General features: G+C 68.7%; 19 protein-coding genes and 1 tRNA gene. 11 read left to right on the top strand and 9 right to left on the bottom strand.

Features of this window, described 5'->3' with window-relative positions:
- Positions 1-104 precede the first annotated feature (104 nt).
- Entirely contained in the window at positions 105-1,523 is a 1,419-nt protein-coding gene (locus AC0Z36_RS13620) for a phosphatase PAP2 family protein (protein WP_485463096.1), read from the bottom strand.
- Positions 1,524-1,643: 120 nt separating this feature from the next.
- Between AC0Z36_RS13620 and AC0Z36_RS13615 the strand changes: the two genes are divergently transcribed.
- Together AC0Z36_RS13615 and AC0Z36_RS13610 are read left to right on the top strand one after the other, a co-directional pair.
- Entirely contained in the window at positions 1,644-1,979 is a 336-nt protein-coding gene (locus AC0Z36_RS13615) for a hypothetical protein (protein WP_485463095.1), read from the top strand.
- Between the two features lie 92 nt (positions 1,980-2,071).
- A complete protein-coding gene (locus tag AC0Z36_RS13610; protein ID WP_485463094.1) occupies positions 2,072-2,521 on the top strand; it encodes a transglycosylase family protein in 450 nt (149 codons plus the stop codon).
- A gap of 69 nt (positions 2,522-2,590) precedes the next feature.
- On the opposite strand, the gene AC0Z36_RS13605 is transcribed toward AC0Z36_RS13610, so the two are convergent.
- Positions 2,591-2,665: transfer RNA gene (locus AC0Z36_RS13605), tRNA-Val, on the bottom strand.
- A 60-nt stretch (positions 2,666-2,725) separates the two neighbouring features.
- Here AC0Z36_RS13605 and AC0Z36_RS13600 point away from each other — a divergent pair.
- Both AC0Z36_RS13600 and AC0Z36_RS13595 read left to right on the top strand, forming a co-directional pair.
- On the top strand, positions 2,726-4,024 hold the full coding sequence (locus AC0Z36_RS13600) for a metallophosphoesterase family protein (RefSeq protein WP_485463093.1): 1,299 nt from the start codon (positions 2,726-2,728) through the stop codon (positions 4,022-4,024).
- On the top strand, positions 4,024-7,566 hold the full coding sequence (locus tag AC0Z36_RS13595; RefSeq protein WP_485463092.1) for an ATP-binding protein: 3,543 nt from the start codon (positions 4,024-4,026) through the stop codon (positions 7,564-7,566). Before AC0Z36_RS13600 ends, AC0Z36_RS13595 begins: the two co-directional genes overlap by 1 nt.
- 77 nt (positions 7,567-7,643) lie before the next feature.
- Here AC0Z36_RS13595 and AC0Z36_RS13590 read toward each other — a convergent pair whose 3' ends face one another.
- Entirely contained in the window at positions 7,644-8,081 is a 438-nt protein-coding gene (locus AC0Z36_RS13590; protein WP_485463091.1) for an ATP-binding protein, read from the bottom strand.
- 340 nt (positions 8,082-8,421) lie between these two features.
- Here AC0Z36_RS13590 and AC0Z36_RS13585 point away from each other — a divergent pair, with 340 nt between their 5' ends.
- The gene (locus AC0Z36_RS13585; protein ID WP_485463090.1) at positions 8,422-8,619 is read left to right on the top strand and encodes a Scr1 family TA system antitoxin-like transcriptional regulator; all 198 of its coding nucleotides are present in this window, start codon (positions 8,422-8,424) and stop codon (positions 8,617-8,619) included.
- A gap of 28 nt (positions 8,620-8,647) precedes the next feature.
- Positions 8,648-8,848: a DUF397 domain-containing protein gene (locus tag AC0Z36_RS13580; RefSeq protein WP_485463089.1), complete on the top strand. Its 201-nt coding sequence runs from the start codon at positions 8,648-8,650 to the stop codon at positions 8,846-8,848.
- Positions 8,849-8,860: 12 nt separating this feature from the next.
- Here the strand turns inward: AC0Z36_RS13580 and AC0Z36_RS13575 are convergent, their stop codons facing one another.
- Positions 8,861-9,100: a hypothetical protein gene (locus AC0Z36_RS13575; RefSeq protein WP_485463088.1), complete on the bottom strand. Its 240-nt coding sequence runs from the start codon at positions 9,098-9,100 to the stop codon at positions 8,861-8,863.
- 152 nt (positions 9,101-9,252) lie between these two features.
- On the opposite strand from AC0Z36_RS13575, the gene AC0Z36_RS13570 reads away from it, so the two are divergent.
- Positions 9,253-10,422, top strand: a complete 1,170-nt coding sequence (locus AC0Z36_RS13570) for a glycosyltransferase (protein ID WP_485463087.1) — start codon at positions 9,253-9,255, stop codon at positions 10,420-10,422.
- Between the two features lie 9 nt (positions 10,423-10,431).
- On the top strand, positions 10,432-11,226 hold the full coding sequence (locus AC0Z36_RS13565) for a GntR family transcriptional regulator (RefSeq protein ID WP_485463086.1): 795 nt from the start codon (positions 10,432-10,434) through the stop codon (positions 11,224-11,226).
- 72 nt (positions 11,227-11,298) lie between these two features.
- Here the strand turns inward: AC0Z36_RS13565 and moaA are convergent, their stop codons facing one another.
- Complete coding sequence (gene moaA, locus AC0Z36_RS13560; RefSeq protein WP_485463085.1) at positions 11,299-12,294, bottom strand: GTP 3',8-cyclase MoaA; 996 nt, start codon at positions 12,292-12,294, stop codon at positions 11,299-11,301.
- Positions 12,295-12,413: 119 nt separating this feature from the next.
- Positions 12,414-13,238 (bottom strand): IclR family transcriptional regulator, encoded by an 825-nt coding sequence (locus AC0Z36_RS13555; protein ID WP_485463084.1) that lies wholly within the window; start codon positions 13,236-13,238, stop codon positions 12,414-12,416.
- Between the two features lie 151 nt (positions 13,239-13,389).
- Here AC0Z36_RS13555 and aceB point away from each other — a divergent pair, with 151 nt between their 5' ends.
- Together aceB and AC0Z36_RS13545 are read left to right on the top strand one after the other, a co-directional pair.
- Positions 13,390-15,009: a malate synthase A gene (gene aceB, locus AC0Z36_RS13550; RefSeq protein ID WP_485463083.1), complete on the top strand. Its 1,620-nt coding sequence runs from the start codon at positions 13,390-13,392 to the stop codon at positions 15,007-15,009.
- A 147-nt stretch (positions 15,010-15,156) separates the two neighbouring features.
- Positions 15,157-15,546 (top strand): allophanate hydrolase-related protein, encoded by a 390-nt coding sequence (locus tag AC0Z36_RS13545; RefSeq protein ID WP_485463082.1) that lies wholly within the window; start codon positions 15,157-15,159, stop codon positions 15,544-15,546.
- Positions 15,547-15,704: 158 nt separating this feature from the next.
- Here the strand turns inward: AC0Z36_RS13545 and AC0Z36_RS13540 are convergent, their stop codons facing one another.
- Entirely contained in the window at positions 15,705-15,959 is a 255-nt protein-coding gene (locus AC0Z36_RS13540; protein ID WP_485463081.1) for a hypothetical protein, read from the bottom strand.
- A 304-nt stretch (positions 15,960-16,263) separates the two neighbouring features.
- The gene (locus AC0Z36_RS13535) at positions 16,264-17,361 is read right to left on the bottom strand and encodes a helix-turn-helix domain-containing protein (protein WP_485463080.1); all 1,098 of its coding nucleotides are present in this window, start codon (positions 17,359-17,361) and stop codon (positions 16,264-16,266) included.
- A gap of 277 nt (positions 17,362-17,638) precedes the next feature.
- On the opposite strand from AC0Z36_RS13535, the gene AC0Z36_RS13530 reads away from it, so the two are divergent.
- A complete protein-coding gene (locus tag AC0Z36_RS13530) occupies positions 17,639-18,808 on the top strand; it encodes a methyltransferase domain-containing protein (protein ID WP_485463079.1) in 1,170 nt (389 codons plus the stop codon).
- 97 nt (positions 18,809-18,905) lie between these two features.
- On the opposite strand, the gene AC0Z36_RS13525 is transcribed toward AC0Z36_RS13530, so the two are convergent.
- Positions 18,906-20,279 (bottom strand): 8-oxoguanine deaminase, encoded by a 1,374-nt coding sequence (locus AC0Z36_RS13525; protein ID WP_485463078.1) that lies wholly within the window; start codon positions 20,277-20,279, stop codon positions 18,906-18,908.
- Positions 20,280-20,293 lie beyond the last annotated feature (14 nt).

Here is a 20,293-nt window from a genome sequence, read left to right as displayed (position 1 = left end):
GCGGGCTGTTCGATTAAAGAATTGGCAATACTGCGGCGTGTCATCGCATTTGCGGGCCGATAGGAGATTCAGGGCTTTTGTGTGAATTGCCCGCCATCGACGGTCTATTGAATAGCGATTTCATGAGCTTTGTCTGATTTGTCGCCCGTGTCGCCCGTGTCGCCCGTGTCGCCTGTAGCGCCGACATCGCTCGTGGCGTCCGTGGTGCTGCCCAGCCCACCGCTCCGCGCCGCCGGGATCGCCGCGGCAGTCGCCCTGGCCGCGCCGCGCTGCCCGAACCTGAACACGGGCCGCCCGGTCAGCAGGTACTGGACGATGAATCCGCAGGTCACCGCAAAGGCGCCCCCCAAAGCGTCGAGGAGGTAGTGATTGGCGGTGCCCATGACCACGATCGTGGTGAACAGTGGATAGAGCAGGGCCATGATCCGCAGCCAAATCCACGGGGCTATCGCGACGATCACCAGAGCGGACCACAGCGACCAGCCCACGTGCAGTGACGGCATCGCCGCGTACTGGTTGGCCAGCTTGCCGCCCAGTTCGAAGGTCGGGTGCGCCAGGTCCTGCGGGCCGTTCGCGGTGTCGATGAAGTCGTAGCCGGGCAGCAGTCGCGGCGGGGCCAGCGGATACAGCCAGAAGCCGAGCACGCCGAGCCCGGTAGTCACGCACAGGGCTGTCCTGGCCGAGCGGTACAGCTCGGGGCGGCGGGTGTAAAGCAGGACGAGCAACGTCAGCGGCACCAGGAAGTGGAAGCTCGCGTAGTAGAAGTTCATCGACTTCCCGAGCCACGCCACCGACGCCGTGAAGTGGTTGATCGTGTGTTCCATGTCGATGTGCAGCCATGACTGCACGTCCATGACCTGGTTGCCGTGCCGCTCGGCGACGGCGCGCTGGTCGGGGACCGAGCCGCGGACGTACGAGTACAGGGAGTACCCGGCGCGGATCATCAGCAGTTCGAGCAGCAGGTTGGGCCGCGACAGCGGGCGCATCCGCATCGGCAGCACGGGCACCGGCAGGCCGAGGACCTTGCGCTGACCGCGCGGCACGCCGGTGTCGGCCGGTGTTTTCTCCGCCGTCCAGTGCGGCGCGTCCCGCTTCAGGAACGGCAATGCGAGTGCGGCGGCGGCGGCGAGCAGCAGCGGTGCGTTGTCGGCGACGACGGTGAGGAAGGTCAGCTTGCCGGGGATGAGCGTCTGGCCGCCGAAGAGGAGCACCAGGCCCACCGCGACGGGCCATATCGTCCTGTCCGGCTGCCGGCGGCCGAGACGGCCGGCCAGGGTGAGCAGGAGCGCCAGTTGGAGGGGCCGCCAGGCCACCGGGACTAGGAGGAACACCGTGGAGCAGGCGATCGCGACGCCCAGGAGAGTCTGACCGTCGCGGAGGTAGTCGGCGGCCCGGCGGTAGCCGAAGACCGCCACGGGTATCGCAAGCACCAGGAGCACGACGTGCTCCAGCGGTCCGTTCAGCCCTGACCGCAGGAGGAGGCCGTGCAGTGACTGATCGGAAAGTGCATCGGTCGACTGCATGTACGACTTCTCCCGTGTGGGTTTGGTCCAGGTCGGTCCGTTGGGACGGAATGACCGTTCCCGCCCGGCAAAGGGCGGATCGTGCCAGCATAGACAGGGTTAATGAGGGGGGATGGGCCCGTGTCGCACCACGAACCGCCGCATCCGCAACAACCGCCACAACCGCCGCCGCACCGGCCGGGCGGGCAGCCGGGCGGGCAGCCGGGCCGGACGCACAGGTCCCGCCGAAGTCCACTGGTCACCCTGGTCGTCGCACTGGTCCTCATCGCGGCGGTGGTGACAGGTGTGGTCCTGGCCACCCGCGGCGACGACGGTGGTGGCGGCTCGAAGCCGAAGACGACGCCGACCCAGGGGGTTCCGGGTATCCCCGGTGGCCTGCCGACCAACATCCTTCCGACCGGGGTGCTGCCGTCGGACTTCAACCCGGGTGATCTGTTCGGCAGCGGCGGGCCGTGAGGCGTGGCGGGCCGTGAACCGTAGGTGCATTTAGGTGATTAACGGCTAAATGTGCTGCAAAATACGCCGTTCAGACCGTACGGTCGTCCGCTGTGACCCGACCACGTACGAAGATCCCACTTGTCGTCCTGACCGCCTTCGCCGCAGTGCTGCTCACCGGCACACCTTCATACGCAGTCTCCGACACGGTCTGGGAGCGCCTCGCCGGGTGTGAGAGCGACCACCAGTGGGACATCAACACCGGCAACGGCTACTTCGGGGGGGTGCAGATCTCCCAGCAGACCTGGAACGAGGCCGGCGGCGGGGTCTACGCGCCCCGGCCGGATCTGGCCACAAGGCGCGAACAGATCAAGGTCGCCGAGAAGATCCTGAGCTGGCAGGGCTGGGAGGCCTGGCCGCAGTGCTCGCGCCGACTCGGCCTCCTGGACGCCCAGCCGGCGTGGGTGACGCAGCCGGACCGGGTGAGCGGGCCGGAGTGGGTGGCAAACCCAGCGCAGAGACGCATGACGGCGCGACACAAGATGCTGATGAAGGCGCGGTAAAAAATGCTGCAGACAGCGCGGTGAAAACGCAAGAGGGGCCGCACCCGAAGATGCGGCCCCTCTTTGTCGTGGTGCTCACGGCTGGGTTCGAACCAGCGACCTTCCCGGTGTGAACGGGACGCGCTCCCACTGCGCCACGCGAGCGTGCAAAAGGAATCGTACACAACAATCGCCTGAATCCGCACCGAGCCCTCCCGTACGCTGGTGGACCGCCTGATCACCACCCGCGGAAGGCTGTACCGGATGCGACTCCTGCACGCTGCCGATCTGCACATCGACAGTCCGCTGCGCGGACTTTCGGCGTACGAGGGCGCTCCGGTCGACGATATCCGCAGCGCGGCGCGCCGGGCTGTGGTCAACCTGGTCGACCTCGCGATCGATGAAGCAGTCAGCCTCGTCCTGCTCGCCGGGGACATCTACGACGGCGACTGGAAGGACTACCACACGGGTCTGTTCTTCACGAGCCAGATGAAACGGCTGCGCGACGCCGGGATCCAGGTCGGCCTGGTGGCCGGAAACCACGACGCCGACAGTCAGATCACCAAAGAGCTGCGGCTCCCCGACAATGTGCACCGGTTCTCGACCGGTGCTGCGGAGTCCAAGGCGTACGAAGACCTGGGTGTCGTGGTCCACGGACAGGGTTACGCCGTCCGTGACACCACCGCCAATCTGGCCCGGGGCTACCCGGCGGCCTTCGGCGGGCTGGTCAACATCGGGCTCCTGCACACCGCGCTCACCGGTTCACCCGACCACGACACCTACGCGCCGGCGAGCATCAACGACCTCAGCGCCCACGGCTACGACTACTGGGCGCTGGGCCACGTCCACCAGCGTCAGATCCACTCCGAGGCCCCGTGGATCGTCTTCCCCGGCAACATCCAGGGCCGGCACGTCAAGGAGACCGGCCCCAAGGGCGCGACGCTCCTCACCCTCGACGGCAACCGGATCACCCCGGAACACCGTGACCTCGACGTGGTCAGATGGGCCCATCTGCGCATCGACGCCACTGACGCACGGGACACCGACGATGTCCTGGAGCTCGTCCGGACCGCCGTCGCGGCGGAACGGGCCGACACCGGCGGACGCCTCCTCGCGACCCGGGTCAGTATCGAAAATCCCACCCAGGCCCACGAAGACCTGTGGCGCGAGGCCGAACGCCTGACGTACGAGATCCGCGACCTGGCCGGGGACCACGACGACGTGTGGGTCGAAAGGGTCCGCATCGCCACCAGCCACCAGGCGCGGCAAGCCGAGACTTTCCCGGAGCTCGTGGAGGACCTGCACCGCACGGCGGCCGGGCTCAAAGCCGACGGCGCCGCGCTCGACCGGTTGATCGCCGGTCTGCCCGGGCTCAAAGCTCTGGAAAAGGACGTCGTACGGGAGGGTGCCGCCGTGGAGGATCTTGTCTGGCAGGCGAAGATCTTCGACGAGGCAGTGGACCTGCTGACCGCGATGGTGACAGGAAAAACCACGATGGAGACAGGCAAAGAGGAGCGCGGCTGATGCGTGTCGACCGTCTCGACCTCGCGGCCTTCGGCTGCTTCACCGGCCGCGTCCTCGACCTCGCGGCTCCGGGCGTGCACGTCGTCCACGGCCCCAACGAGGCAGGGAAGTCCACTGCGCGGGAGGCCCTCGACCAGCTCTTCTACGGCATGGGCCACACCAGCGAGTACGGCTTCGTGCACGATCTGAAGAACCTGCGCATCGGCGCCACCCTGCGTGACGCGAACGGGAACACCCACGAACTCGTCCGACGTAAGGGACGTGGCGGCACCCTCGCCACACCTGACGGTGCGTCCGTCGAGGAGAGTGTGCTCACCGGCATCCTCGCGGGAGTCGGCCGGGTGGACTTCCTCAACGGCTTCTCCCTCGACCACGCTGCTCTGCGGGAGGGCGGCAGCAAGATTATCGACAGTGGGAACGACGTCGGCCGGGCGCTCCTGGAGGCCGGGTCCAACCGCAGTCTGGGCGCCGTGGAGGACGAACTCAACCGGCGCATCCGGGAGTTGTTCCTCAGCGGCGGCAGCAAGCCGCGGATCAACAAGTCCCGCAGCCAGCTCAAGGAGCTGCGCCGGCAGGTTAAGGAGGCCGCGCTCGCGCCACGGGCCTTTGCCGACGCGGAGAAGGCCGTCGAACGCGCGCAGCAAGATCGGAGCCTCCTCAACAGCTACCTGCGGGAGGCCAGGACCGCCCAGACCCGTCTCGAACGGCTGCGTCAGGCCCTGCCCACCTTGCTCCAACGGGCGTCCCTCGTACGGGAGCGCGGCGGTCTCACCGCAGAAGGGGCCCTGCTCCGGGACGGCGTCGCGGAGGAACTGCGCGTACTCGACGAGTCGCTGGGCGCGGTCCGCGCCGCCCACGACCGCACCGTCCGGCAACTGGCCGCGACCGGTGCCGAAGCCGCCGAAGTGCGGTTTGACGAAGGCGTGCTGGCCCAGGCTGACTTGATCGAGTCGCTGTACGCGGACAGCAGTGCCGTCCGCAAAGCCGTGGACGAGGCCGCCGAGGCGGACGCCGAAGCCTGGCAGGCGGCCAGGCGCGCCGCCGAACTCCTTTCCGCCGTACGCCCGGAACAGGTGCGGGACGATGGCAGTCTCGCAGTGGAATCGCTCGTGGAACCGCCGCCCGGCACCGCAGACCGGATCGCCGAACTGCGTACAGCCCTCGCCGAAGCGCAGGTCGCAGTCCGCCGCTCGGATGGGCACAAGGCCAAACGCAAGACTGCCTTGGACACCGCGCGCGGCGTCCTCGCCGACCTGCCGGAGAGCGAAGACGCGGCAGCGCTTCACGCGCTGGCGGCGGCGGTCCCCGTCACTCTGGCCGAGGACACCGCCCGCACCGTCCGTGCGCTGCGCACCCTCGAAGAGCGGACCGCGGCGTTGCGGGCCCGGAACCGACTGCCCGTCGGCACTCCCGCCGCCCATCTGCCCGTCCCGGTCCGGTCGCAGGTCGACCACCACCGCGAACAGTCCGAGACGGACGCGGCCCGGACCACCCGGACCCGGGACCAGCGGGCGGAGACCGCCACCCGGCTCGACCGGGCGGAGGGCGAGCTGGAGAAGCTCCTGCGACTCGATCCGCCGCCCACCGACCGGGAGTTGGAGGAGGCCAGGGGCACGCGTGACCGACTGTGGCAGCGGATCAAGACGTCAGGCTCCCTCCGCGGCGACATAACCGGACACCAGGACGCCTACGAAGAGTCCGTGGCCGGCGCCGACGATCTCGCCGACCGCATCCGCTCCATGGCCAAGGCCGCAGCCCGGCGGACCGGTCTTGAAGTCGACGTCGAGCGCGACCGGGCCAGGATCACCCTCCTGGACGTCGAGCTCGCCGAAGCACACGTCCGCGGCCAGGCGCGGGCCGAGGCCTGGACACGGCTGTGGGAGCCGGCCGGGCTCCCCGCGGTCCCCGACCCGCACGCCGCCGTCGATCTGCTCGAAGCGGTCACCGAGCTCGCAGGACTGGAAGAACAGGTCAGGGGAGTGCGCGGGGAACTGGCCGGACAGCAGGCGCTGAACGAACGTCTGGCCACCCGGCTCCGGGACGCTCTGACACTGCCCGGCTCCGCTGATTCGACAGACCTGGCCGTCCTGGCGGACCTGACAGACCTGACAGACCTGACAACCCTGGCCGGACAGCGGATCGACGCCGCCGCGGAAGCGGGTCGCGCCCGCGAAGACGCGGCCAAAGACGTCCGTACGGCCGAAGGCGCACTGGCCGAGGCGGAAGCCGAACTGCTCCACGACCACACCGGGCTGACTGCCGCCGAGACCCGCTGGGCCCAACTCGTCGAGGAGCTCGACCTGCCCGACGGCACCCCGCCGGCCGTCGCCCAGGCTGTGGACACCCTCGCAGAGGCAGGCAGGGTTCTGCGGACCCGCGACGACGCACGTCGCCGACACGGCAGGGCCACAACCCAGACCGAGTCCTTCGACCAGCGCTTCGACCGGCTCCGGCAGGAGCTCGGCGACCCGGTCACGGACCCGGTGGACGCCTTCGCCGATGTCACCCGTCTGCACAGTGGGCTCACCGCCGCGCGCAGTGCCCGGGAGACCAGGGACCGCCTCGAAGCGCAGGCCGGACGACTGCGACAGGAAGCGGCGGGTCAGCTGGCCGCGGTCAGGTCCGCGGAGACGGGCCTGCGCGAGCTGGTGGCGGAGACCGGTGTCGAAGATCTGCCCGCGCTGCGCAGGGCCGTGGCCGCAGCCGTCCAGGCGGCAGAGTTGGCGGGCCGGGTCGCCGCGCTCGAAGGGTTGTTGACCGAGTACGGCGAACAGATCACCGATCTGGAGCGGCAGGCCGCCGACACGACCCCGGACGAACTCGACACCGCGATCGTCGAAGCCCGGGAAAAGGCCGAGGAGTTCCAGCAGGCCTACGACAGGCAGGGCGTCGAACTGGGCCGCCTGATCGAGCAGGTCGAGGCGATGGACGACTCGGCGAAAGCGGCCCAGGCCCAAGAGCAGGTCGCGGGTGTCCTCACCGAGTTGGTCGAGGACACCGAGCAGTACACCCGGCTGCAACTGGCCAGGTCCGTACTCCAGATGACCATGGAGGCCAACCGGAAGACCCATCAAGGACCTGTCCTGACCCGGGCCGAGGAACTGTTCCGTGCCTTGACCGCCAGCCGTTTCGACCGGCTGGTCGCGGAGGCCGACTCCAAGAAGAAGCTGGTCCTGCGGGTCCGCCGGACGCCGGTCGTACCGCCGGTGCCGGGCGAGGGCGGGACGGCCGGGCTGCCGCCGGTCCACCTGGACACGGGCGAGCTCAGTGAAGGCACCGCTGACCAGCTCTACCTGGCGCTGCGGCTCGCGTCCCTGGAGCGCTTTGCCGAAGCCGGCCGGGCGATGCCCATTGTCCTGGACGACATCGCGATGACCTTCGACGACGACCGTACGAAGGAACTGCTCCGGGTGCTCGACTCGATGGCCGAACGCTTCCAGATCCTGCTGTTCACCCACCACCGGCACTTGGGCGACCTGGCCCTGGACACTCTCGGGAGGGACCGGGCGCACGTCCACGAGCTGCCGGTTTTCGTGCCCTGACCGAGCCCTGACCGAGCCCTGACCGAGCCCTGACCGAGCCCCGACCAAGTTGTGATCAAGCACTGATCAAGCACTGATCAGGCGATGAGCAGGGTCCGGACGACCTTCCCTCCGGGCGTGACCACGACTTCCCAGCGCTCGGCGAGCATCTCGACGAGCAGCAGGCCGCGGCCGTGGAGATCGTCCGCGCCCGGGTTGCTGAGTTTCGGCAGCCGCTCCGGTTCGTTGTCGTGCACCTCGATCCACAGTCCGCGCCTGCCGTCCGCCAGGGTCGTCCGGCGCAGCGCGACCGTGAACGGCTGGTCGGTGGTGTGCCGGATGGCATTGGTGGACAGCTCGGAGGCGAGCAGTAGCGCGGTGTCCGTCAGCGGGAGGAGGTGCCAGCGGGCGAGGACGGTCTTGACGTAGGCACGGGCGGCGGACACGGACTCCGGCCGGGACGGCAGCGTCAGTCCGGCTTTGTCCCGCTCACCGTCCGGGTTCCGACGGGGGGCCTGGTCGGCCAGGGTGGTCATGGTTCGGTACACCTCCTGGGTGCGGCGCCAGCGCCACACCACGCGGCTGCGAAGGCCCGTCACCCCACCCGGCGAGGGACTTCCTTTCCCCGCTCTGCGTGATCATGTGGACACGTACGGTGAGGATGTCGGTTAGGATGCTCCCCGAACCGTCACGGTGCAACTCGCACCGCCGCTTCGGCGGCACAACGCATCCATGTCACCCGAAAGAGTGGCTGCGGGGGTCGGTCATGCCGGTGGACCTCAATCCCGCAGTGCGCCGACGAAGTCTGGGCGCTGAGTTGCGGCATCTGCGCGAAGGGGCGGGTCTGACCGCCGAGTCCGTCTCGGCGCACCCGCATTGCTCCGGTTCCCGGCCACCGGTGACCTGGATGTGGTGTACCTCGACAACCTGGCCAGTACGCTCTACGTCGAGGGAGCCGACGACGTCGCCCTCTACGAGCGCACCTTCGACTATCTGCGGGCCGCCGCACTGTCACTGGAAGCCTCGTACGAGCTGATCGCCGGGCTCGCCGCCGACACGGACAAAGACCTCTGATGACGGTCTCTACCGAGGGCAGGCAACTATGACGACTGCGTTTCTGCAGCATGCGTATCAACTGGTCTGGCGCAAGAGCAGTCACAGCAGTGTGCAAGGGAACTGTGTCGAAGTGGCCCTCGCCGCAACCCTGGTGGCGGTGCGGGATTCGCATCGGCCCTACGGTCCCGTGCTCTCATTTGCCCAGCCGGGGTGGTCGGCGCTACTGCGGGGCCTGGTCCACGCTTAGTCCGGCCACCGTTCAGCGGTGTGCGACCAACTCGTCGTGCCGGTAGAGCGGGCGCAGCCCGTCGGGGAAAAGTACGCCGTACCAGTGATAGGCGCTCATCGACGGGTGTTGGGCCAACGTGTGCACTTCGGCGATCTCGCCGATCTGACCCGCGTTCAGGCCGACGAGCACTTCCACCGGGGTGCCGACCGGATGGCCGTCGGCGGAGGTGGGAGTGGTGGTAGTGGGAAGCTGTGTGGCGATGTCGGTCACGGGTGTACCGCCCTCCTTGAATTTGGACACTGGTCAGTCAATATCGGCCTAATGCCGGTCAGACTTGAGGATGTTCGGTCCGCAGCGTCGCAGATTCGTCCGTACGGCGGTGGTTCCACAATCTATGGGCCCAAGCTGACAGGCTGCCTGTTGTGGATTTCCTCCGGTGGATCACTGTGCTGTCCGGTGTTGCCTGGGTGTATCTGACGCTTGGCCATGCGTGGTTCTGGCGTACGGATGTGCGACTCGAACGGGTGGAACCGGACGGCGTCTGGCCGTCGGTCGCCGTGGTCGTCCCGGCCCGCGACGAGGTGGAGGTCCTCGGCCTGACCCTGCCGACCCTCCTGGCCCAGCGTTACGCCGGGCCGGTCAAGGTGATCCTCGTGGACGACGGCAGTACGGACGGCACCGGCGCGTTGGCCAGCTCCCTGCCGGGGGCTCTGGTGACCGCGCCGCCTGCGCTGCCACCGGGCTGGACGGGGAAACTGTGGGCACTGCGGCACGGCACTGCCCTAGCCGGTGACGTCGACTTCCTGTTGTTCACCGACGCCGACATCGCTCACGGCCCCGATTCGTTGGCCCGGCTTGTCGGCGAGGCGCAGCGGGACGGACTCGACCTGGTCTCGGTGATGGCCCGGCTCAACGTCGGATCCCGCTGGGAACGCCTGATCGTCCCGGCCTTCGTCTACTTCTTCGGAAAGCTGTTCCCGTTCCGGCGGGTCAACCGGCACAACGGACGTACGGCCGCCGCAGCCGGCGGCTGCGTCCTCGTCCGGCGTGCCGCCCTCGAACGGGCGGGCGGGGTGGAGGCGATCAGGGGTGCGGTGATCGACGACGTGTCCCTCGGTACGGCGGTCAAGCGGTGCGGTGGCCGCATCCGCCTGGTCCTCGCGGATCCGGACGGGCATGTGGACAGCGTGCGGCCTTATCCACAGCTTGTGGATCTGTGGCGGATGGTCGCGCGGAGCGCCTTCGCGCAGCTCCGGCATTCCTGGCTGCTCCTGGCCGGCACGGTGTCCGGCCTTGCGTTGATCTACCTCGTACCGCCGCTCTGTGCGGTGTTCGGGCTGCTCACCGGCACCTTCGACGTCGCAGGCATCGCCCTGCTCACCTGGGTGATGATGACCGCGACGTACGTCCCAATGGTCAGGTACTACGGCCTGCCCGCGGTGTACGCGCTCACCCTGCCGTTCGCCGCCGTCCTCTACCTGGGGATGACGGTGGACTCCGCGGTCCAGCACGCCCGCGGTCGTGGCGCGGCTTGGAAGGGCCGCACCTATGGGGCCCCGGACGGTCACCCTGCGGAAACCTCGGGCGGATAGCCTCGCGCAATGGCTGCAGAAGCGCACGATCCGACAGCACCCCGGCAGGAGACTCCGGACAGCACCGCACGGCCGTTCAAGGGTGGTGTGCCCGAACACGGCCGGGTGCCCAAGTCGTACGCGGTGAAGATGCGACTCCGCACCCTGGCCGACGAGTTGGGCGAAGGCGCGCTGCTGCCGCCCGAACGCGAACTTGCGACCGACTACGGCGTCGCCCGCAGCACCCTGCGGTCGGCCATCTCTGAACTGGTGATGGAGGGCCGACTGCGGTCGGCGCGCGGCAGTGGCACGTACGTCGCCCCGCCCAAACTGGTCCACCCGCTGACCCTGGCCAGCTACACCGAGGCGGTCCGCTCGATGGGCCTTACTCCTAGCCGGCGGGTGCTCACCCTCGAACACCACGTAGCGCAGCCTGGTTTGGCCACCCGACTCGGCATCAGGCCCGGCGACCTGACGATCCATCTGGAGCGGGTGCTGCTGGCCGACGATGAACCGATCGGCCTGGAGAGCACGTACCTCCCACTGGAGCGGTTCCCGACGCTCCTTGAGGTGCTCAAGCCGGAGGGGTCGCTGTATGCCACGTTGCAGCAGGATCTGGGGATCGTGTTCGCCGAGGCCGACGAGACGGTTGAAACTGTGCTGGCCGCACCGCGCGAGGCGCTGCTGCTCGGTACGAACCCGGCACTGCCGATGCTGCTGACCCTGCGGACTTCGTACGACCCGGACGGCCGCCCCATCGAGCGGGTCCGTTCGCTCTTCCGCGGGGACCGCATCGGTTTTGCCACCCGTCTCCGCCCCGCCTGACATCCGGCCTGATGACGGGGAAGTAACAGGTCCGGACCTGCTTTTGTCGTTCGGACCGGCTTCCGTCCTTTGCTAGCCGCCGATCGCGGACATCGGCCGGTCCGGCTGGACGAACTCGGCGGTGCCGATGCCGTGGCCGGCTGCCTTGCCCAGCAAGGCGGTTCGCCACGCGGCGGCGATCCGCGCGTCGTCGGCGCCGTCCCGCAGCAACGTGCGTAGGTCGGACTCGTCCCGGGCGAACAGGCAGGTCCGCAACTGGCCGTCGGCGGTCAACCGGACACGGTCGCACGCGCCGCAGAACGGTCGGGTGACACTCGCGATCACACCGACTGTCGCGGCGGTGCCGTCGATGTACCACTCCTCGGCGGGGGCTGACGAGCCGTCACGCGGTACGGGTGTGAGCTGGAAACGCGCGGTGAGACGGTCGAGGACCTCATCTGCGGTGACCATCAGGTCGCGGTCCCAGGCACCCTGCGCGTCGAGCGGCATCTGCTCGATGAAGCGCATCCGGTAGCCGTGCTCGACGGCCCACTCGGTCATCGGGACGATCTCGTCGTCGTTGACGCCCCGTACGGGAACTGCGTTGATTTTGACCGGTTCCAGCCCGGCGGCCAGCGCGCCGCGGAGTCCCGCGAACACGTCCTCGATCCGGTCCCGGCGGGTTATCGCCGCGAACCGCTCGGGGCGCAGGGTGTCGAGGCTGACGTTGACCCGGCGCAACCCCGCGGCGCGCAGGGCGGGGGCGAGCTTGTCGAGCCTGATCCCGTTTGTGGTGAGCGACAGCTCAGGGGCCTGGTCGAGTCCGGCCAGGTCGGCGATCAGCGCCGGCAGGTCCGGGCGGAGCAGGGGTTCGCCGCCGGTGAGGCGTACGGTCCTGATCCCGAGGTGGTGCACGGCGATGCCGACCAGGCGGGTGGTCTCGGCGCGGGTGAGCAGATCGTCGGCGGGCAGCCAGGGCAGCCCCTCGGCGGGCATGCAGTACGTGCAGCGGAGATTGCACCGGTCGGTCAGGGACACCCGCAGGTCGGTGTGCACCCGACCGAACCGGTCGGTGAGTGGGGTGGGCATGCCCGCCAGTAGAGCCGGACGCGCGTCGAACGGTCCAGGGGTGGAACGTACGAGAGGTGTGCAGGTGGGGCGGATGGTGGTGGTGGCTTCGTCCGAGCGGTCACACGTCAGGCGTACGGTCAGCCCGCGGCGGCGTTGCCTTCGTCCTGGCTGTGGTCCGCGTCGGTGCCGCCGAGCCTGCGGCCGAGGCGGACCGCGATCTCCTGCATCTTCCCGGTCATCCAGCTCTCTTCCATCGCGCGGATGCGGTTCTCCGGGCCCGAGACCGACAGCGCGGTCGCAGTCGGCGCGCCCGGGACGACCACGGCGATGCAGCGCACTCCCAGTTCCTGCTCCTGGTCGTCAATCGCGTAGCCCTGGGCCTTGATCTGCGGGAACTGCGCAAGCAAGGCGGCCGGGTCGGTCACGGTGTGCGCGGTGTGCGACGTGAGCTGCCGGCTGCCGAGGACACGCGCGGCATCGGCCTCGGGCAACTGGGCGAGCAGCACCTTGCCGACTGCCGTGCAGTGCGGCTGGACCCGTCGGCCGACTTCGGTGAACATGCGCATCGAGTGCCGGGAGGGCACCTGGCCGACGTACACGACCTCGCCCGCCTCCAGGACGGCGAGGTTCGCGGTCTCGCCGGTGACCTCCATGAGTTCGGCCAGGTACGGGCGGGCCCAACTGCCGAGCAGTCGCCCGGCAGTCTCGCCGAGCCGGATCAGGCGCGGGCCGAGGGTGTACCGCCGGGACGCGTCCTGGCGCAGGTAACCGAGCGAGACGAGGGTGCGGACCAGCCGGTGGATCGTGGGCATGGGCAGCCCGGAGCGCGCGGCGAGTTCGCTGAGCGTCAGGACCCCGCCGGCGTCGGCGAGCAGTTCGAGGAGGTCGAAGGCGCGCTCAAGGGACTGGACACCGCCGCCTGTGCCGGTCGCTCTGGGGGTGTCTGCGTTGAGTGCGACCACCGCACGGTCCTCTCGTCTGCCGGGCCCCGGGTGCGGGCCCGTCGTAGATTTCTTCAACAAGTTGTTGAATTTCCGTTCCCCGGAAACTAATGTCCACTCTACAAAAGAACGCAGGAAGCCACCGAAGGTCCAGACGGCGAAGGAGGGGCGCATGACTGCACCGGCCATCATCGTGAACCACAACACTGCAACCGGCGGCGGCATGCCGCGGGCGGCGGAAGTGCTCACGCCCGAAGCGCTGCGCTTTGTGGCCAGCCTCCAGCGGAGGTTCGGCGGTCGACGCAACGAACTGCTGGTCCGCCGCCAGGAGCGCCGGGCGGAGATCGCCCGTACGGGCAAGCTCGACTTCCTCGCGGAGACCGCTGAAATCCGGGCCGCCGACTGGCGGGTCGCACAAGCGCCACCGGCGCTGCGCGACCGCCGGGTCGAGATCACCGGCCCCGCGGACCGCAAGATGACGATCAACGCGCTCAACTCCGGCGCGAAGGTCTGGCTCGCGGACTTCGAGGACGCGTCAGCACCGACGTGGCACAACGTGGTCGGGCACCAGCTCAACCTGATCGACGCCTACGAGCGGCGGATCGACTTCGCCACCGCCGAGGGCAAGAAGTACGCACTGCGCCCGGACGACGAGCTCGCCACGGTGGTGATGCGCCCGCGCGGCTGGCACCTGGACGAGCGGCACATCCTGGTCGACGGCGCCCCGGCGGCCGGTGCGCTGGTCGACTTCGGGCTGTACTTCTTCCACAACGCGGCCCGGCTGCTCGACCGCGGCCTCGGCCCGTACTTCTACCTCCCGAAGACCGAGAGCCACCTCGAAGCCCGCCTGTGGAACGACGTGTTCGCCCACGCACAGGACCAGCTCGGCATCCCCCGCGGCACGATCCGCGCGACGGTCCTGATCGAGACCGTCACCGCCGCGTTCGAGATGGACGAGATCCTGTACGAGCTGCGCGAACACGCGTCAGGCCTGAACGCGGGCCGCTGGGACTACCTGTTCAGCATCGTCAAGAACTTCCGCGACGCGGGCAGCGCGTTTGTGCTGCCCGACCGCAACGCGGTCACGATGACGGCGCCGTTCATGCGGGCCTACACCGAACTCCTCGTCCGTACGTGCCACCGTCGCGGGGCCTACGCGATCGGCGGCATGGCGGCGATCATCCCCTCCCGCCGGGATGCGGCGGCCAACGCGGCGGCGCTCAAGAAGGTGCGCGACGACAAGGACCGCGAGGCCGGCGACGGCTTCGACGGCTCGTGGGTGGCGCACCCGGACCTGGTGCCGGTGTGCCGCGAAGCCTTTGACGCCGTGCTCGGTGACAAGGCGCACCAGCTCGACCGTACGCGGGACGAAGTCGAAGTGACGGCGGCGCAGTTGCTCGACGTCGCGTCGGTTGGCGGCTCCCCGACCAGTGCGGGCCTGCACAGTGCCGTCGCGGTCGGCCTGCGCTACCTGGAGGCCTGGCTGCGCGGACACGGCGCGGTCGCCGTCTTCGGACTCATGGAGGACGTCGCGACGGCCGAGATCTCCCGGTCGCAGGTGTGGCAGTGGGTCAACAACGGCGTTGTACTCGCGGACACCGGCGACAAGGTGACAGCCGATCTGGTCCGTCGCCTGGTCGTCGAGGAACTCGGCGCGCTGCGCGAGGACTTGGGCGACGGCGGCTTCGAAGCCGGCCGCTGGACGGCCGCGCGGGACCTGTTCCTTGAGGTCGCGCTGGCCGACCAGTTCGTCGAATTTCTCACCCTGCCGGGATACGAACTACTGGACTGAGCCAGGCCGTTCGAGTATCCCCCATATACCGGAACGGTCGGGCCCGCCCCGGCGGTCGCGGGGGCGCGTCCTGACGGGCGGGCCCGACCGTTCCGTTCTTCTTCTTGGCAGAACAGACCGAGCTGGCACAGAAAGTGGAGACCCGACATGGCACGCATGTTCCTCAACGGCCAGGCGATGGAGGGTGGACCGTTCCACCACCACCTGGAGGGTGCACCGCTGGTCGTGAAGACCCGCACCGCCCCGGGACACCGGTTCTTCTCGATCGGCGACCGCTGCCCCGGCCTGCTTCCGGACCCGTCGAGCGACGTGCAGATCGAGGGCGAGGTGTACGAGGTCCCCGACGAGGTCCTGCGCGACAACCTGCTGCCGACGGAACCCGCGGAGCTGGAGTTCGGCATCATCAAGCTCGCGGACGGCTCGGCGTGCTTCTCGATGGTCCTGCGCAAGGGCGAGCTGGAGTCGGGCAAGCACCAGGAGATCACTGAATTCGGCGGCTGGCGGGCGTACTTGAAGACGCTCGGTCGCGAGGCGTAGGCGCCAGCCCTGGGTGACACCCGCTGTCGGCTGACCACGACTTCTGCCCCAGTGCCGAATCTGGCACTGGGGCAGGGGTTTTTCTGGACGCGCGGGCTGGGTGATGGTGTGCCGGCCGACGTCCAGCCGTAGCCGTCGCTGTCAGATCTGACGCGGGATCACGGGCGAACCCGTCCCGCTGGCTGAATCGGGTGGTCGATATGGACCTTGTAGCCGTCGGCACCGAGCCACCGGGCGTGGATGCCTGGTCCGCCGCTCACATCGAGGATGCCGGCCGGCGCGGCGGGCAGATGGCGACGGAGGATCTCCCGGGTGCGGACGAGTTCGAGGGTGCCGGTTAGCCGGATCGATTCGTCAACGGTGTTGGTGTAGTAGTCGAGGATTTCGGGCGCGAGACGAGGGGCTGTCGACAAAAGAGGGATGCTCCACCTTCTTGACCGCCGCGACCATGCGCGGAGGCAGGTGAACAACCGCTTTGTCATCGGGGATTGAGCCGGCGACTGGGGCATACCGTTCTGCCGCATACGCAGGGCGGCCAAGCGCGGAGTGTGTCCAGGCCGGATACGGACGCTTTGTCGACGGTCGGCAGGTCGGTCATCTCGCCGTTCGTGCTCACCCGGTAGACCCGGAGGGACATCCCGAATTTTTTGAGGGGGCTGTTTGCTTCCGTCATGCCCAAATGCTGGCGGAATCCAGACAGCGTGGGGAGTGGCCAAACTAGGGGCCAGTGGGATGGCCTGCCTCGATTTCCTTCAGAAGCATCCGCAACGTGAGGCTGTGTTTCTCCGCTGGGAGTTGATCGAGTGCGGCGCGCGCGTAGGCAACCCCGCCGGAGGGGTCGCCCGCTCGGGCGAGCATCAGACCCCGGTGCAGCTCCAGGTGGGTGTGGAAACGGGGTAGGGAGTCGGGCAGCAGGTCGTGGGCTGTGTCCTGTGCGGCGAGTGCCTGCTGTTCGTCGCCGAGCCGGGCCAGCAGTAGCGAGGCGAAGACATTCATGCGCCATTCGGGCACCGCGTAGTCGGTGCTGTCGCCGCCGCCTGATCCGGCGCGTTCGAATACGTCCCAGGCGTTGTGCAGCAGAGCGACAGCAGTTGCCTTGTCACCACGCAGAGCGGCGACGTGCGCTCGGCCCATCAAGGCGTTGAGGCGTCCGAGGGACGGTTTGTCGGACAGGTCGAGCGCCTGGTTCGCGAGGGTTTCGGCGACAGTCAGCGAAGCGCCTTCGTAGCCAAGGGCGATGGCAGCTCTGCCCCGCACCCATACCCGGGCGTCGGTGTCGCCGGACCGGTCGGCTGTCTCCGCCGCCACGTGGTACCAGCCGGCCGCGCGAGCCCCGTCGGATCCGGGGAACGTCTTCGCGAAGAGCGTGGACAGTCTTGCGGCGACACCCCACAGTGCGGGTTCCTCCAGTTGCTGCTGGAGTACCAGGAGATCGGCGGCCAATCGCTGCTGGATTTCCGCTGCGCCTGACGTCATGTAGTCGCGCCCGTAGACGTCGATCTGCTCCAGCCAGTAGTCGACGCCGGGCTGGTTGGAGCGCAGCGCGGCGGCGAACCCGTAGCGCAGGAGGTCGGAGGCGACGACTGGAGCTATCGCCGTCGCGGCGATCCCGGTCAGCAGGGCACGTCGGTCCACGCGGGCGGCCTCCAGTACGGACAGCGGCGTTTGCAGTGCTGTTGCAAGGTGCTTCAACCAGTACGGGCCGGGAGCGCGTCCTTCGTTCTCCCAGCGGGAGATCTCCCTTCGGGTGACGGTCGCGCCGCCGTGCTTGCACAGCTCGTTCGCGAGTCTCCCTTGGGACCAGCCTTGCGCCAACCGTAATTCCACAATTACTGAGCCAAGAGGCATCTGCCCATGATGGCCCCTACTTGGCCACTTCTGGGACGGGTTCCCGGTCCGGAACGATGGGTTCGGACCGGCCGCCGTTCCTTGGGATACAGCGCTGCCGGGTGCTACATCCAGCGCAGTCCCCGATCCGCGAAGGAGAAACGCAGATGGGCGCACATTCCGGTAAAGACCATCCGATCGAGGGCGACGGCCAGCAGAAGGGGCGGCCCGTCCCGCCGGAGGAACCACAGAAGAAGCCCGCAAAATGAGCGACCCGTACACCGAAGGCCAGGGCACTCCTTCAATGAGCGCCCTGGCCGGGCAGCTCGCCGCCGAGGACTATCTGTCTCCGGACTGGCGCGCGGCGTTCGAGGCGGTGGACCGGGCGCGCTTCCTGACCTCAGTGCTGTGGACTTCGGTCGACGAGACCGGCGGTTACCACCGGGTCGACCGTGCCGAGGAACCGGAGCGGTGGTGGCAACTCGCGTACCGCGATGTCCCGTTGATTACTCAGGTCGGCGACAAGGACGGCCCGGACACGCAAGTGGCGCTGTACCCGACGAGTTCGGCGTCCATGCCGCGGATGAATGGACTCATGGCCGGCCATCTCGATGTCGCCGATGGGCAGGACGTGCTGGAGCTCGGCACCGGTCCCGGAATCACCGCGGCGCTGTTGTCCCATCGCCTCGGGGAACAGCATGTGACGTCGGTGGAGACCGACCCCGCTGTGGCGGCACAAGCACGCGACAACCTGCACGCCGCCGGCTTCAGCCCGACTCTGGTTGTCGGCGACGGCTCCCTCGGCTGTGCCGACAGAGCACCGTACGACCGGATCATCGCCACCTATGCGGTGCGGACGATTCCGTACGCCTGGATCGAACAGGCCCGCCCCGGCGCGGTCATCGTCACGCCGTGGGGCACGGGCCTCTACAACGGCACTTTGTTGCGGCTGGTGGTCGGTGACGACGGAACAGCCGTGGGAAAGGTCGTGGGCGGTGCTGCGTTCATGTGGGACCGTGCCCAGGACCCGAACCGGAATCGGGCTGACCTTGCGGAAGGTCCGCTGGTCTCGGAGACGGGGACGGATCCACAGCCGGTGTGGGAGGACCCGGACACCGCCTGGGCGCTGGGTCTTGGCCTTCCGGTGGGTGTGCGCCGGCAGGTCGGCTACGGTGACGGCCCGGCTGCGGGTGAGGCCACCTTGTGGCTCACCAGCCGGGACGGCAGGTCGCAGGCGTCGGTCGACTACACGCCCGCGGGCCCGCCGTACGTCGTCGAGCAGTCCGGGCCGGTGCGCCTGTGGGACCGGGCCGAGGCTGTGTTGGGGCGCTGGCGTGAGCTCGGTAGCCCGAACCGGTACCGGTTCGGGCTGACGGTCACCGCATCCGGCCAGCGGGTGTGGGTGGATACGCCGGACATGTCATTTCCCGGGTAACCCGCACAGACTCGGGGCACGGCCTCTTGGTCCAGTGCCGGATGATCGCGGGTGGGGCGATTTGCCGGCACTGGACCAAGAGTGATTCTTCGTACGACTATTTGCTTCGCAGCCGGGTCGCGGCCCGCGCCACGTTGCGGGCGATCTGGTCCTCGTCCACCCGCGACAGGTGCCCGTTCTCCACCACTTCGCGGCCGTTCACCAGGAGCAGCGTCAGCGGTGCCGCCGCGCCCAGGACCAGTGCCGCCACCGGGTCGGCCATCCCCGCGTGCAGGAGGTCGTCTATGCGCCACATGGCCAGGTCGGCGAGCTTGCCGGGCTCCAGGGAGCCGATCTCCGCCGCACGGCCGAGCACCTTCGCGCCGCCCATCGTGCCGAGCCGCAGGGACTGACGGGCAGTCATAGCGGCCGGTCCGCCGCGCAGGCGGGCGACCAGGAGCGCGTTGCGCAGCTCCGTGCCCAGCTCGCCCGACTCGTTCGAGGCGGTGCCGTCGACGCCGAGGCCCACGGGGACACCCGCGGCCAGCATGTCCGGAACCCGCGCGATGCCGGCGCCCAGGCGGGCGTTGGACGACGGGCAGTGGGCGACGCCTGTGCCCGTCGCCGCGAACTTGGCGATGTCGGAGTCGTCCATGTGCACGCAGTGCGCCATCCACACGTCGTCGCCCAGCCACCCCACGCTCTCCAGGTAGTCGGTGGGGCCCATGCCGAACTTCTCGCGGCAGAAGGTGTCCTCCTCGACCGTCTCGGAGCCGTGGGTGTGCAGTCTGACGCCTTTTGCGCGGGCCAATTCGGCGGCACCACGCAGCAGTTCGGGGGTGACGGAGAACGGCGAGCACGGTGCCGCGGTGATCCGGAGCATCGAGTCGAACGACGCGTCGTGCCACTTGTCGATGGCCTCGGAGGTCGCGGCGAGCGCCGCGTCGGTGTCCTCGACGATGTTGTCCGGCGGCAGCCCGCCCTGTGACTGGCCGAGGTCCATCGACCCACGGGTCGGCTGGAAGCGCATGCCCAGCTCGTCGAGCGCGCGGATCTCCGCGCCGAGGATGTCGCCGCCGTCCTTGGGGAAGACGTACGCATGGTCCGAGGCCGTCGTACAGCCTGAACGCAGCAGCGCGGCGGCTGAGCCCTGCGCCGCCGCGTAACACATCTCATCGTCGATCTTGCCCCACGTGGGGTACAGCGTGACGAGCCAGTCGAACAGGTTGCATTCCTGCGCGAGGCCGCGGGTGATCCACTGGTAGAAGTGGTGGTGGGTGTTGACCAGGCCCGGGGTCACCAGGTGGCCCGTACCGTCGATCCGGCGGACGACACCGTGGAGCCCGGCCGGGGCGGCGCCCGCGCCGACCGATTCGATGCGGTTGCCCGCGATGACGATGTAGCCCGACTCGTACTCGGTGTCCTGCGCGTCGACGGTCGCGATCGAGCAGTTCTCGATGACGATGCGTCCGACAGCTGCGGTTGCAGACATGAAAGTCCCCCTGC

It is taken from the genome of Kitasatospora sp. UYEF31 (assembly GCF_057291755.1).
This window is presented reverse-complemented; position numbering and strand designations above follow the sequence as displayed.

Coding starts and splice junctions, on each gene's coding strand:
- AC0Z36_RS13620 (WP_485463096.1), bottom strand. CDS start 1,523: ATGCAGTCGACCGATGCACTTTCCGATCAGTCACTGCACGGCCTCCTC.
- AC0Z36_RS13595 (WP_485463092.1), top strand. CDS start 4,024: ATGCGTGTCGACCGTCTCGACCTCGCGGCCTTCGGCTGCTTCACCGGC.
- AC0Z36_RS13590 (WP_485463091.1), bottom strand. CDS start 8,081: ATGACCACCCTGGCCGACCAGGCCCCCCGTCGGAACCCGGACGGTGAG.
- AC0Z36_RS13580 (WP_485463089.1), top strand. CDS start 8,648: ATGACGACTGCGTTTCTGCAGCATGCGTATCAACTGGTCTGGCGCAAG.
- AC0Z36_RS13565 (WP_485463086.1), top strand. CDS start 10,432: ATGGCTGCAGAAGCGCACGATCCGACAGCACCCCGGCAGGAGACTCCG.
- moaA (WP_485463085.1), bottom strand. CDS start 12,294: ATGCCCACCCCACTCACCGACCGGTTCGGTCGGGTGCACACCGACCTG.
- aceB (WP_485463083.1), top strand. CDS start 13,390: ATGACTGCACCGGCCATCATCGTGAACCACAACACTGCAACCGGCGGC.
- AC0Z36_RS13545 (WP_485463082.1), top strand. CDS start 15,157: ATGGCACGCATGTTCCTCAACGGCCAGGCGATGGAGGGTGGACCGTTC.
- AC0Z36_RS13530 (WP_485463079.1), top strand. CDS start 17,639: ATGAGCGACCCGTACACCGAAGGCCAGGGCACTCCTTCAATGAGCGCC.
- AC0Z36_RS13525 (WP_485463078.1), bottom strand. CDS start 20,279: ATGTCTGCAACCGCAGCTGTCGGACGCATCGTCATCGAGAACTGCTCG.